This window comes from Tepidiforma thermophila, assembly GCF_002563855.1.
Lineage (GTDB): Bacteria > Chloroflexota > Dehalococcoidia > Tepidiformales > Tepidiformaceae > Tepidiforma > Tepidiforma thermophila.
Genome location: NZ_PDJQ01000001.1, coordinates 2,049,952 through 2,062,764, shown reverse-complemented (window position 1 = coordinate 2,062,764; position 12,813 = coordinate 2,049,952). Strand labels below are relative to the sequence as shown.

The following is a 12,813-nucleotide window of genomic DNA, read 5'->3' as shown; positions in this document are numbered from 1 at the left end:
AGGCCGCACGTGGTCCGCTCCCTCCGCTTCTGGGTCAGCCTTGCCGTCAGCGCAATCCTCATCGCGCTGTTCCTCCGCGCCACCCATCCCCGGGAGCTGGCCGGTGCCCTCGGCGACGCAGATTACCGCTGGCTCATCCCCGGGACGGCCGTCCTGTTCATCGCGATCGTCGCCCGGTGCATCCGCTGGTCGGTGCTCATGCGGCCTGTCGCCCCAATGAGCCCCGCCCGGCTCTTCCCGTACGCCATCATCGGGTATATGGCGAACAACCTCCTCCCGGCGCGCGCCGGCGAGGTCGTCCGCGCCTACGTCCTCGGCGACCGTGAGCGTGTCTCGAAGATGGGCACCTTCGGCACCATCGCCGTCGAGCGGCTGTTCGATGGCTGTACACTGGTCCTCATGCTGCTCATCGCCGGCGCGCTTGTCGGCTTTGAAGATGGCCGATTGCGGGCGATTGCGGTCGCGTCCACCATCCTCTTCCTGGCTGCCGTAGTCGGGTTCTACCTCCTGACCCTGCGCGAAGAGCGCGCGCACCGGGTCATTCACTACCTCCTGCGCTGGCTGCCCGGCCGCTTCGAGCCGCACTTCGAATCCGTGGCCGAAAATCTCGTGCGCAGTCTCCGTTCGGTCCACCGGCCAGCACCGCTCCTCCTCGTTGCAGCATTCTCCGGGCTGGCATGGACCATCGAGGCCGGCGCCTACGCGGTGATTGGCCGTGGCTTCGATATGGACGTCAGCTTCGCCCACTACTGCCTTCTGCTCGCGGCCGCCAACCTCGCGATCATCATCCCCACCTTTTTCGGCGGTACAGGCCCGTTCGAATGGGCGGCCAAGCTGGTACTCGTTGCAGCCAGCGTCGACCCCGCGGTCGCTTCGGCGTACTCGGTCGTCGCCCACGGTGTCATCCTCATCCCGACGACCGTGCTCGGGCTGATTCTCCTCTGGAGCTTCGGCGTCTCGTTCCGCAGGATCACCCGGGTCGAGGTCGAGGAGCAGGGGGTGGTGCCGTGAGGGTTGGCATCGTCGGCGCCGGGGTCGCGGGCCTCGCCGCCGCCCGCGTTCTCCGCGACCTCGGCCACGAGGTCGTCCTCTTTGAAGGCCGCGAGGAAGTCGGCGGGCAGGTCGTCACCTTTCCCGTTGGCGGCGAAGAGCTCGAGTGCTTCTACCACCACATCTTCACCAGCGACACGACGGTCATCCGCTACATCGAGGAGCTCGGTCTCGGCCAGTACCTCCGCTGGATTGAGCCGCGCAACGCCCATTTCGTCCGGGGCCGGATGTACCCGTTCGTCACGCCGCTCGACCTCCTCCGCTTCACGGCCATTCCCCTCACCAGCCGCATCCGCCTCGGGCTGGCCGCGCTCTGGCTGCGGCGCCGGGCCGACGGCGTTCAGCGGTACGAGGCCGTCACTGCCCGCGAATGGATGCTCCGTGCGGTTGGCCAAAAGGCGTTCGATGCCTTCTGGGGACCGCTGCTCAAGGGGAAGTTCGCCGACCAGGCCGACCAGGTCGGGATGGTCTGGCTCTGGAACAAAATCTACCTCCGCTTCGCCTCCCGGAGGGGCGGCTCCTCAAAAGAGGTGCTCGGCTACCTCGAGGGCTCGTTCAAACGGTACTACCGCGCGCTGGCCGACCGGCTCGAGGCGCAGGGCGTCGCCATCTACCTCCGGACCCCCGTCGAGACCGTCGTCAGCGACGGTGGCCGGGTGACCGGCCTCCGGGCCGCCGGCACGTTCCACTCGTTCGACGCGGTCCTCCTGACTGTCCCAAATGTCATCGCGCTGAAGATCGCCCCCGGGCTCCCGCCCGGTTACCGCGCCGTGCTCGAACGTGTCCGGTACCAGTGGGCAACCTGTCTCGTGCTCGCGCTCGACCGGCCGCTGACGCCCTACTACTGGCTCTCCATCGGCGATGACCTGCCGTTCGTCGCCTGCATCGAGCACACCAACTTCATGCCTCCCGAGCGGTACGGCGGCAATCACGTCGTCTACCTTTCCAATTACACTGCGCCCGACCACCCTGTCCTCCAAATGGACGCGGACGCCGTCTTCGCCCACTACCTCGACGGGATCCGCCGCCTCAACCCGGCGTTCGACCCCTCCTGGGTCCGGGAGAAATGGTTCTTCAAGGACCCGGGCGGCCAGCCGGTCATCACGACCCACTACTCCCGCTCCATACCGGACATGCACACGGGCATCGCCGGTCTCTACCTTTCGAACACCACGCAGGTCTACCCCGAGGACCGCGGCCAGAACTACAGCCTCCTCCTCGGCGAGAAGGCGGCTCGCCTCATTCACGAGGACCACACCCGCGCCGAAGGGGCTCGCGGGGCGGGCATCTGACCCGGCTCACGCGCCGATTAGCCCCCTGTCTGCTACAGTTGCACCGAATTTCACAAGCGAGAGGTCCGGTCGATGGCCGCTGAACCCGGTTTGCAGGAGCTCCGGGAGCTCGTCGCCGAATTCCAGCCCGGTCGCGGGCACGTCCTGCCCGCACTGCACAAAGTCCAGCGCACCTACGGCTGGGTCCCGCGCGCCGCGATCGAGGTCATCGCTCGCCAGCTGAACACCACCCCCGCGCTCATCTATGGAGCCGTTACCTTCTACAGCGACTTCCGGCTCCACCCTCCGGCCAGGTATGAGATTGCCTGGTGCTGCGGACCAGCGTGCAGGCTCCGCGGCGGTGAAGCGATTCGCGAAGCCATCCAGGAGGAACTCGGCATCGGCCTCGACGAACAGACGCCCGACCACCGGTTCGGTCTCCATGTCGGGCAGTGCAACGGCACCTGCCACGAAGCGCCCCAGATCTGGGTCAACGGGCGCGTCCGCGGCAACCTGACGCCCGAATCCGCCCGGGACATCATTCGCTCGCTGAGGGATGGGGAATGAACGCGCGCCTGCAAAAGCTCATCGACACTGCGAAGGCCGCCTGGAACGCTGAGCAGGCGTCCGGCCGCGTCCGGGTCCGCGTCACACTCGACACCTCGTCCATCGCCCGGGGCGCCGAAGAAACGCTCGCGCGCCTCCGCGAGGCAGCCGCCAGCCGAAAAATCGACGCCGATGTGGGCATCACCGGCTCCTGGGGCTTCTGCTGGATGGAGCCGTGCGTCACGGTGCGCTCCGCCGCCGGGACCCACGCGGTGCTCTACGGAAATATCACCCCCGACCGGGTCGACGATTTGATCGCCGCTATCGCCGCCGGGCGCGACCTCCCCGAACTCGCCATCGGCGTCATCGAAGGCAACGCCACGCCCGAAATCCCGCTCCTCGAGGACCATCCCTTCATGAAAGGGCAGGTGCGCCGCCTGATGGCGAACCTCGGGCGGACCGACCCCGAGAACATCGACCACTACCTCGCCCACGGCGGCTACGAAGGGTTCGGCAAAGCGCTCGAGATGGAGCCCGAAGCGATCATCAAGGAGGTGCTCGATTCCGGGCTTGGCGGCCGCGGCGGCGGCGGTTTCCCCACCGGGCGGAAGTGGGACTTCCTCCGGAACGCCACGGCCTCGCCGCGCTATCTCGTCTGCAACGCTGACGAAGGCGACCCCGGCGCCTGGGTCAACCGCATCCTCCTCGAGGGCGACCCGCATCTCGTCATCGAAGGCATGCTCATCGCCGCCCTCGCCTCCCACGCCGACGAAGGCTACATCTACATCCGTTACGAATACCCGCTCGCCTTCGAACGGATGCAGAAGGCCGTGGCCCAGGCGTATGAGCGGGGGCTTCTCGGGAAAGACATTCTCGGCACCGGCAAAAATTTCGACCTGATCGTCTTCCTCGGCGCCGGTTCGTACGTCTGCGGCGAGGAGACCGGCCTCATCAACTCCATCGACAGCTACCGCGGCATGCCGCGCATCAAGCCGCCCTTCCCGGCGCAGGCCGGCCTCTGGAACAAGCCGACGAACGTCAACAACGTCGAGTCGTACGCCAACGCGCCCCTCATTCTCCGGCACGGCGCCCGGTGGTGGAGTTCGGTCTCCGACGTCAAGGAGAAGGGCACCAAGATGTTCACCTTCTCCGGGCACGTCAAACAGGCCGGCTGCATCGAAATCCCTTTCGGGCCGAAGGTCCGCACCCTGCTCGAGCAGTACGCCGGCGGCCTCAGCGGGGACCTCCCGCTCAAGGGCTTCCAGCCCGGGGGCCCGCTCTCCGGCGTGCTCCCGGCTTCCGATATCGACCTGCCCCTCACGCTCGACCCGTACCGTGAGCGCGGCATGTTCCTCGGTTCCGGCGGCGTCGTCTTCTTCGACCAGTCGGCCTGCATCGTCGACCTCTGCCTGTTCTTCCTCGGCTTCTGCGAAGACGAAAGCTGCGGCCGCTGCACCACCTGCCACGGCGGTACCCAGCGCGCGGTCGAGATTCTCCGCCGCATCCAGGCCGGCGGCGGCCGCGACGCCGACCTCGAGAACTTCGAACGGCTGATCGGCACGCTCGTCTGGTCGAACTGCCTCCACGGCCAGTTCGCGATGACCAGTATCAAGACTTCGCTCAAAACGTTCCGCGACGAGTACGAAGAGCACATCGTCGATAAGGTCTGCCGCGCTGGCGTCTGCAAGGGGCTGATGCCAGGGCGCTGGGCGCGCAAGACTGCTGCACCGGTCGCCGCCGCGGCCGACTGAGCCGGCGCACATCCGTTCGCCCGCGCTACAATGGCCGTGCCCCCGTGCGGGGCCGGAGCCTCGCCCCGTGTCGACGCCCATCCGGCAGCAGTATCTCGACCTCCGCAAGCGTTACCCGGGCACCATCCTCTTCTTTCGTCTCGGCGATTTCTACGAGACGTTCGACGACGATGCGAAGCTCGTCGCCCAGGAGCTCCAGATCACCCTCACCTCGAAGCCAATGGGCAAGGACCTCCGCGTCCCGCTCGCCGGCGTTCCATACCACGCCATCGACCAGCACGTCGCGAAGCTCGTGGCCCGGGGGTACCGGGTCGCTATCTGCGAACAGCTTGCCGACCCGTCAGAGGTGAAGGGGCTGGTCCCCCGCGACGTCGTCCGGATCGTCACTGCCGGTACGGTCACATCCGATGCCTCGCTTGAGGCTGGTCGGGCCAACTACCTCGGGGCGCTTGTCCGTCGCGGGCGCGATGCTGCCCTCGCCCTGGCCGATGTCACCACTGGCGAGATCCGTCTCGTGCAGGGTGACACCGCCGTCGTCGAAATCGGCCGGTCGCCGGTCGCGGAGCTCCTGGTCGAGGACCTCGAAGACGCCGCCGGCGCTGCCGTGCCGGTCGTGCTCCGCCCGCTGCTGAGTGACATGGCCGTCGATGCGGCCCTCGCCGAGCAGTTCGGTGAGCACGCGCGCGAGGCGCTCGTCCCCGGGCCGGCCGCGGCCGCGGCGCTCGCGCATCTTCTGTCCTACCTGCGCGAAACGTTCCCGGCTGCGCTCGGCAGCCTTCAGCGGATCCGTGCCGAGTCTTCCGCCGATGAACTGCTCGTGGACGAGCGTACCCTGCGCAACCTGGACGTCTTCCCTGCTCCCGGGCGGGCATCTTCGCTTCTGTCCGTGATCGACCAGTGCCGAACGGCCATGGGCACCCGCCTCCTGCGCCACTGGCTTGCCCACCCTCTGCGTGACCCGGCGCGCCTCGCTGAACGCCACGATGCCGTCGGCTGGGCCGCCGCCCACCCGATCGAACGCGAGCGGGTCCGCTCAGTCCTTCGCTCCATCCCCGACCTCGCCCGGCTCGCCGGCCGCGTCGGGGCCCGCACCGCAACGCCGAAAGACCTCGCCTCGCTGCGGGATGGACTGCGGGCGGTGCTCGACCTTGGCGCGCTGCTTGCTCCGGACGCTTTGCCTCCCCTCCTCGAGGGTGCGCTCCGCCAGCTTGCCGCGGCCGCCGAGCCGCTTGCCACCCTCGACGCAGCCCTCGCCGAAGACCCGCCCTCCTCCTTCGACGACGGGGGCGTCATCCGGCAAGGGTTCAGCCCGGAGATTGACTCGCTCCACGCGCTCACGCGCGATGCGCGGAGCTTCCTCCTCGGTCTCGAGCGGCTCGAGCGGGAGCGCACGGGCATCAAGTCGCTGAAGGTCGGCCACAACAAGGTCTTCGGCTACTACATCGAAGTGAGTGCTGCCAACGCGGCGCTCGTCCCGCCCCACTACCAGCGCCGCCAGACCCTGGTCGGCGCCGAGCGGTACGTGACCGAGGAGCTGAAGGAGCACGAAGCCCGGCTGGTCGGCGCCCGGGAGCGCCTCGTTGAACTCGAGCGCCAGGCGTTTGCTAGCCTCCTCGAGACCCTCGCCGCGGGGCTCGCGGTGCTGCAGGGCGTGGCCGATGCCGTGGCCCTTATCGACCTCGTCTTTGCCCTCGGCGAGACGGCTGCCGACCGCGGGTACACCAGGCCTGTCTTCACCGGGGGCGACCTCGCGATCCGCGGCGGCCGCCACCCGGTGGTCGAGGCCGCGGTCGGCCCGGGCCGTTTCGTGCCCAACGACTGCGTACTTGACGGCGAAACGCAGATCCTCGTGGTCACCGGCCCCAACATGAGCGGCAAGTCGACCTTCCTTCGGCAGGTTGCGCTCATCGCCCTGATGGCGCAGGCCGGTTCGTTCGTTCCGGCCGCCGAGGCCCGGCTCCCGCTCTTCGACCGGATCTTCAGCCGCATCGGCGCCCACGACGACCTCGCCGCCGGACAGTCGACCTTTATGGTCGAAATGGTCGAAACGGCGCAGATTCTCCACCGCGCCACCCCGCAGTCGCTCGTCATCCTCGATGAAGTGGGCCGCGGCACCAGCACCTACGACGGCATGGCGATCGCGCGGGCTGTCATCGAGTTCCTCCACAACCGCAGGGAGGGCGCCGCCCGCACCCTCTTTGCCACCCACTACCACGAGCTCACCGCCCTCGAAGGCATCCTCCCCCGCGTCCGCAATGCCCACGTCGCCGTTCGTGAAGAGGGCGCCGATATTGTCTTTGAGCACCGGGTGGTGCCCGGCCCGGCTGACCGGAGCTACGGCATTCACGTGGCCCGGCTCGCCGGCCTGCCCCGCGCCGTCGTCGCTCGCGCCGAACACCTCCTCGCTGAGCTCGAAGCCGAGCGGGCGGCGCACGGGCACAGCGGCGCTGTTCATTCTCGCAACGGCTCGGCCCCGGAGCCGGCGTTCCAGCCGCCGCTCTTTGGTGGGCCCTCGCCCGTCGAAGAGGCGCTCGCTGCCCTCGATGTCGACGGCATGACGCCCATCGAGGCGATCCAGAAGCTGTACGAGCTGCGCGCCATGGTCCTCCAGCAGCGGGTGCCGCGATGACCCTCAGCCCGCCCCCGGTGCCGGCCATCCGTGTCCTTCCGCCGGAAGTCGCTGCCCGCATCGCTGCGGGCGAGGTCGTCGAGCGCCCGGTCTCGGTTGTCCGCGAACTCCTCGACAACGCCATCGACGCCGGCGCCACCCGCATCAGCCTCGCCTTCGACGACGGCGGCCTTTCGCGAATCGAGGTCTCTGACGACGGCCGCGGCATCCCGCCCGGCGATGTCGAACTCGCCTTTGAGCGACACGCCACCTCAAAAATCGCCTCAATCGAGGACCTGCATCGCGTCCACACCCTTGGGTTCCGCGGCGAGGCGCTACCCTCAATCGCCGCCGCAGCCGACGTCGAGGTGCTGACCCGGGCGCGGGGCGAGCCGGTCGGCGTCTTCCTCGCGCTTGTCAATGGCCGGCCGGTCCGCCGGATGGCCCGTCCCGCCCCCGAGGGGACGACTATCACCGTCCGGGACCTCTTCGCCCGCGTCCCGGCCCGGCGAAAATTCCTCGGCTCCCCGGCAGCCGAAGCACGCGCCATTACGACCCTCGCGATGCATTACGCGCTTGCCTACCCCGGCATCGCCTTCCAGGTCGTGAACAGCGGGCGCCGAATCCTGGCGACGAGCGGGGATGACGACATGCGGCACGCTTTTGCGGCCGTGTACGGCGCAGAGATAGCTCGGCAGGTCCTTGAGGTCGACGACTGCGACGGTGGGGTTGCCGTAACCGGCCTTGCAGCGCCGCCGTCCATCCACCGCGGGAACCGGGGTGGCATATCCGTCTTCGTCAATGGCCGCTGGGTTCAGAGCCGCCCGCTTCTGTTCGCGGTTGTCGAGGCGTACCAGTCGCAGCTGCCGGTTGGCCGGTTCCCTTTGGCTGCGCTCCATCTCCGGCTCCCCGAAGACGACGTCGATGTCAACGTCCACCCTGCTAAGGCGGAGGTCCGCTTCCGCGACGAGCGCAGGGTCGCCCGGGCCCTGCGCCACGCGGTGCGGGCCGCGCTCGAAGCTGCTGCTCCGGTGACCTGGGTAGTCCCCGGGCACGAACCGGCCGCGCCTACCGCCAGCCTGCCCGCTGACGTCGCCGACGTCCGAGCGCCCCTTCCAGGAACGCAGCCTCCTGCTCCCCGGGCGGCCGTCCCGCCGGGCGAGCCACCCGTGGCGCTGCGCGGCCCGGTGCCGACCCAGGGGGTGCTCGCCCTCTCCCGGGTCATGCAGCCCCCTGTCCCGCCCGCGGCGGGGCCGACAGCCCACTCCCACCGCGATGTCCTTCCGCTGCTACGGGTTGTTGGCCAGCTCAACGCGACGTACATCGTGGCCGAAGGCCCTGATGGCATGTACCTCGTCGACCAGCACGCCGCCCACGAGCGGGTCGTGTACGACCGCCTGCTCGCGCAGCGCGCTGCGGCTGGCGCGCCCGCCGTGCAGCCGCTGCTCGAGCCGCTTCTCATCGAAACCGGTGCCGCCCTGGCTGCCGTGGCGGCAGCGAGTGAGGCCGACCTCCGGGCGCTGGGTCTTGTGCTCGAACCGTTCGGCGAAGGCGTGCTCCTCCTCCGCCAGGTTCCTGTCGGCTTCCGGGCCGATGACCCCGTTGCGGCGGTCGTGAGCGTCCTCGAGGCGATCGAACGGGATGAGCGCGTGCCCGCGGGATTCGGCCGGGCGGCGGCGACGGTCGCCTGCCACTCCAGTGTCCGGGCCGGCATGGCGCTTTCAACCGAGGAGATGCGCCGGCTCCTCGAAGACCTCGCCGCGACGGCCACGCCCCGGACCTGCCCCCACGGCCGCCCCACGCTCGTCCTGCTCGGCACCGAGGCCATCGAGCGGCAGTTCGGCCGGCGCTGAGGCTCAGCCGCCGAGTGCCTGCACCGCCGGGATTGGCCGCGGACTCGTACGGTACTGCCGCTTCCCCTCCTCGAGCAGGTCGCCGCCGTGGCAGTCGTTCACCACGATCGCCGGGAAATCCTCGACGACCAGCCGGCGGATAGCCTCGGTGCCGAGGTCCTCGAACGCCACGACCTCGGCCGATTTGATGTGGCGGTTGAGCAGCGCCCCGGTGCCGCCCACGGCGATGCAGTACACCGCGTGGTGCTGGCGGATCGCCTCCCGGACTGCCGGCCCGCGCCCGCCCTTGCCGATGATGCCCTTGAGGCCCGCTTCGAGCATCGGGATGGTGTAGGGGTCGAGCCGCATCGCCGTGGTCGGACCGGCAGACCCGATGACCGCCCCGGGACGCGGCGGTGTTGGCCCCACGTAGTAGATAACCTGTCCGCGGAGGTCGATGGGCAGCGGCTCGCCGCGCTTCATCAGCTCGATCATCCGCTTGTGCGCGGCATCGCGCGCCGTGTAGATGACGCCCGTGAACGTGACGTGCGTCCCGATGGTCAGCCCCTCGATGACGTCGTCGGTCAGCGGGGTGGTCAGCCTAACTGAGTCAGCCATGGGTTCCCTCCGCGGGTGGTTGTGTGAGAGACTTCGACATAACGATGAAGTGCGCCGGCTGCTTGAGCTCGTGCAGGGCGTGATCCGGCCAGGGTCTGGTGCCGGCGACCCGGAAGCCGAATCGCTGGTACAGGGGCAGCAACTCGGTCCGGGGACTGGCCACTTCGAGCGTGAGCGATCTGCAGCCGGCCTGGCAGCACCGCGCCTCAACCGATTCGATAAGGCGCCGGGCGATGCCTCGGCCCTGGGCATCGGGGTGCACGGCCAGCATCCCGAAATGCCCCTCGGGCGGCGCAGCGCTGAACCGGATGCAGCCCAGCAGCTCATCCTCGCTGTCCCGGGCGACCAGGAACTGCTCGCGCTCGAAGCAGGCGCGGACCTCGGCGAGGCTGGTGCGGTCAACCGCCTTGAAGAAGTCCTCCACGCGGTAGGCGAGGTTGATGAGCCGTACCAGCGCGACGGCGTCGCAGAGGGCGGCCTCCTCGATGGACACACCCGAGACATCGCCGGTCTCGTTCATACCGGCTTCACCAGTTCGCAATAGCGGTGAGGGACCAGGAAAGCCCAGTGCCCCGCCGGGTGTTCGGCCTCGTGGATGACCCGGTAGCCGAGCCGCTCGTAGTACGGCACCAGCCCGAACTCCCGGACCGTCCCCAGGCCGACTGCGGGATGGCCCTCTGCCCGCGCTATTTCCTCCGCCAGCGCCACCATCGCCCGCCCGATGCCCTGGTTGACCCGGTCGTCCGCGACGGCAGCCATCCCGAAGTAGAGCGCCCCGGCCCACGGGTGCCCCTCCGGCACGCCGGACGGTTCCGGGCGGGGCGTGCCCGAAGGGCCGAGCATATCCGGTTCAATGAACCGCTCGGCCGGGGCGATGAGCGCGCTGCCGATGAGCCGCCCGTGCTCTTCCACGATGATGAAGCGCGCATCAGGGCCCGCCTCCAGGAGCAGCTCCTCAGGCGTCGTCCGCTGGCCCGCGAAGAGGTGGCGGTAGCGCGCATACGCCCGGTTCACCAGCCCGGCCACGGCCTCGGCGTCGATCTCCCCGGCGGGAATCAGCCGGAACGTACCCGGCACTGCCATCTCAGATGACCGCCTGCTTCGTCCGCGCGCTGTGGCACTGGATGTTCACCGCGACCGGCAGGGCGGTGATGTGCGTGGGGTAGGTCTCGACAAAGACATCCAGCGCCGTCGTCGTTCCGCCGACCGCCTGCGGCCCGACGCCCAGTTCGTTGACCGCCTGGAGCAGCTCCTGCTCAAGCTCGGCGACCTCGGGGTCCGGGTTGCGTTCGCCGATCTTCCGGAAGAGCGCGTGCTTCGCCATCATCATCGCCTTCTCGGCCGTTCCGCCGACGCCGACCCCGATGACCAGCGGCGGGCATGGGTTGCCGCCGGAAATGTCGACCGTCTCGCAAACGAAATCGATAATCGCCTGCTTGCCCATGCCCGGGAGGAAGTTCTGGTAGCGGGACATGTTTTCGCAGCCGCCGCCCTTCGGCATGAACATAACCTTCACCCGGTCGCCCGGGACGATTTCGGTGTGGATGACCCCCGGCGTGTTGTCGCCGGTGTTGGTCCGGGCACTGAACGGCCGCGCCGCGATCGACTTGCGCAGGTAGCCCTCGCTGTACCCGCGCCGGATACCTTCGTTGACCGCGTCGATGATGTAGCCGCCGGTGATGTGGACGTCCTGCCCGATCTCGAGGAGGACGACTGCCGTGCCGGTGTCCTGGCAGAGTGGGAGCATCCGCTCCCGTGCGATCTGCGCGTTTTCCAGGATTTCGTCGATGATCTGGACCGCCAGCGGCGATCGCTCGGTCTGCCGCGCCGCCCGAATGGCGCCTTCGACGTCCTCGGGCAGGAAGTGGGTGGCTTCGATGGCGAGGCGCGCCACCGTCTCGGTAATCAGCTCAGCCGGAACCTCTCGCATGCGCATCCCATGGTGGTGATGCACAGAGCGTACCAGCCGAACCCCGCTCGTTCCTCAGGCCGAACGGTCGAGGTGCTTCCCGACGTTAGGGTCCAGGAGGCGCACCAGCTCGGCCTGGGCTTCGGCCGCGGCCCGGACGGCTTTCACAGCGGCGCTGAATGCGACGCGACCGGTGATTCCCTCGACCGGGTCAGTCGGCACCGACGTTGGCGCAAGCGCTGAAAGAAGATTCATAGGCCGAGTTTCGCATCATATTGCCCGGTCATCGGTGACGACCGGGGACCGGAGCGGTGACAGGTTCGAACTCACCCCGTCAGCGGCCTTTGAACACCGGTTCACGTCTCTCGAGGAATGACCGGCGCCCCTCCTCGGCGTCCTCGGTCTGGTGGGTGATCTGCTGCAAAAACTGCTCCAGCTCAATCTGCTCGTCCAGGCCGCGTGTTTGCCCCTCCTGCACGAGCCGCTTCATGAGTTCGATGGCCACGCTCGGCCCGCGCGCAATCGACCCGGCGAGGGCATTCACCGCATTCGGCAGCTCCCCGTCCGGCACAACCTCGCTCACGAGTCCAATCTCCCGCGCCTTCTGTGCGTCAATCAGCTCGCCGGTATACAGCAGCCGGTAGGCCCACTCTGTCCCGACCAGCCGCGGGAGCAGCCAGGTTGCCCCGGTATCCGCCACGATGGCGCGCTTGACGAAAATCGCCGAAAAGCGTGCCGACTCCGCCGCGATGCGAATGTCGCAGGCCATGGCCAGGGAGAACCCGGCGCCGACACACGGTCCGTTAACTGCGGCTATCGTCGGTTTCCGGCAGTGGTAAACCTGGGCCGTGGCCAGGTAGCGCGAGCGCATCATGCCGGCCCGGCCGGTAAACGGCCGCTCGGGCCAATCCTCTTCCCGCGTCGTCGTCGTCAGGTCGGTCCCGGCGCAGAACCCCCGGCCCGCGCCGGTGAAGACGACCACCTTCACGGCGTCGTCCGCTTCGGCCATGACCAGCGCATTCTCGATCTCCGCCCAGGAACCCCAGGAGAGGGCGTTGAGCTTCTCGGGCTTGTTCAGCGTGATGCGGGCGATGCCGTCGTGAACCGAGTAGAGAATATCGCGGAAGTGCATGGCTTGGTCCTTCGCGTCCAGCAGTGTCACGAAGCGTACGCTACCGGGCCGGGCGCGCCCACTGCGTCGCCGCAGGGCCCGGGCTATACTCCGGGC

The 12,813-nt window shown here is 68.6% G+C and carries 12 protein-coding genes; 6 read left to right on the top strand and 6 right to left on the bottom strand.

Annotation, left to right across the window (positions count from 1 at the left end; genetic code table 11):
- The first annotated feature begins 9 nt into the window (after positions 1 to 9).
- The 6 genes from A9A59_RS10005 (at position 10) to mutL (ending at position 9,079) form a co-directional block, all read left to right on the top strand.
- The gene (locus A9A59_RS10005) at positions 10 to 1,011 is read left to right on the top strand and encodes a lysylphosphatidylglycerol synthase transmembrane domain-containing protein (RefSeq protein WP_165772649.1); all 1,002 of its coding nucleotides are present in this window, start codon (positions 10 to 12) and stop codon (positions 1,009 to 1,011) included.
- Positions 1,008 to 2,342 carry an NAD(P)/FAD-dependent oxidoreductase gene (locus A9A59_RS10000; RefSeq protein WP_165772648.1) on the top strand — a complete coding sequence of 445 codons (1,335 nt, stop codon included), beginning with the start codon at positions 1,008 to 1,010 and terminating at the stop codon, positions 2,340 to 2,342. Before A9A59_RS10005 ends, A9A59_RS10000 begins: the two co-directional genes overlap by 4 nt.
- A gap of 72 nt (positions 2,343 to 2,414) precedes the next feature.
- A complete protein-coding gene (locus A9A59_RS09995) occupies positions 2,415 to 2,888 on the top strand; it encodes an NADH-quinone oxidoreductase subunit NuoE family protein (RefSeq protein ID WP_098504129.1) in 474 nt (157 codons plus the stop codon).
- Positions 2,885 to 4,618, top strand: a complete 1,734-nt coding sequence (locus A9A59_RS09990) for an NADH-ubiquinone oxidoreductase-F iron-sulfur binding region domain-containing protein (RefSeq protein ID WP_098504128.1) — start codon at positions 2,885 to 2,887, stop codon at positions 4,616 to 4,618. Before A9A59_RS09995 ends, A9A59_RS09990 begins: the two co-directional genes overlap by 4 nt.
- Positions 4,619 to 4,685: 67 nt before the next feature.
- Positions 4,686 to 7,247, top strand: coding sequence for a DNA mismatch repair protein MutS (gene mutS, locus A9A59_RS09985; protein WP_098504127.1), 2,562 nt, complete (start codon positions 4,686 to 4,688; stop codon positions 7,245 to 7,247).
- Positions 7,244 to 9,079 (top strand): DNA mismatch repair endonuclease MutL, encoded by a 1,836-nt coding sequence (mutL, locus tag A9A59_RS09980; protein WP_098504126.1) that lies wholly within the window; start codon positions 7,244 to 7,246, stop codon positions 9,077 to 9,079. The genes mutS and mutL overlap by 4 nt, the downstream gene beginning before the upstream one ends.
- Positions 9,080 to 9,082: 3 nt before the next feature.
- Here mutL and A9A59_RS09975 read toward each other — a convergent pair whose 3' ends face one another.
- From A9A59_RS09975 to A9A59_RS09950, 6 genes are all read right to left on the bottom strand, one after another.
- Complete coding sequence (locus A9A59_RS09975; protein ID WP_098504125.1) at positions 9,083 to 9,676, bottom strand: FumA C-terminus/TtdB family hydratase beta subunit; 594 nt, start codon at positions 9,674 to 9,676, stop codon at positions 9,083 to 9,085.
- Complete coding sequence (locus tag A9A59_RS09970; RefSeq protein WP_098504124.1) at positions 9,669 to 10,196, bottom strand: GNAT family N-acetyltransferase; 528 nt, start codon at positions 10,194 to 10,196, stop codon at positions 9,669 to 9,671. Before A9A59_RS09970 ends, A9A59_RS09975 begins: the two co-directional genes overlap by 8 nt.
- Positions 10,193 to 10,759: a GNAT family N-acetyltransferase gene (locus tag A9A59_RS09965; RefSeq protein ID WP_098504123.1), complete on the bottom strand. Its 567-nt coding sequence runs from the start codon at positions 10,757 to 10,759 to the stop codon at positions 10,193 to 10,195. The genes A9A59_RS09970 and A9A59_RS09965 overlap by 4 nt, the downstream gene beginning before the upstream one ends.
- A 1-nt stretch (position 10,760) precedes the next feature.
- Positions 10,761 to 11,606 (bottom strand): fumarate hydratase, encoded by an 846-nt coding sequence (locus tag A9A59_RS09960; protein ID WP_098504867.1) that lies wholly within the window; start codon positions 11,604 to 11,606, stop codon positions 10,761 to 10,763.
- A 54-nt stretch (positions 11,607 to 11,660) separates the two neighbouring features.
- Positions 11,661 to 11,840 carry a hypothetical protein gene (locus A9A59_RS09955; protein WP_098504122.1) on the bottom strand — a complete coding sequence of 60 codons (180 nt, stop codon included), beginning with the start codon at positions 11,838 to 11,840 and terminating at the stop codon, positions 11,661 to 11,663.
- Positions 11,841 to 11,919: 79 nt separating this feature from the next.
- Complete coding sequence (locus A9A59_RS09950; protein ID WP_133117587.1) at positions 11,920 to 12,747, bottom strand: enoyl-CoA hydratase/isomerase family protein; 828 nt, start codon at positions 12,745 to 12,747, stop codon at positions 11,920 to 11,922.
- Positions 12,748 to 12,813: the final 66 nt, after the last annotated feature.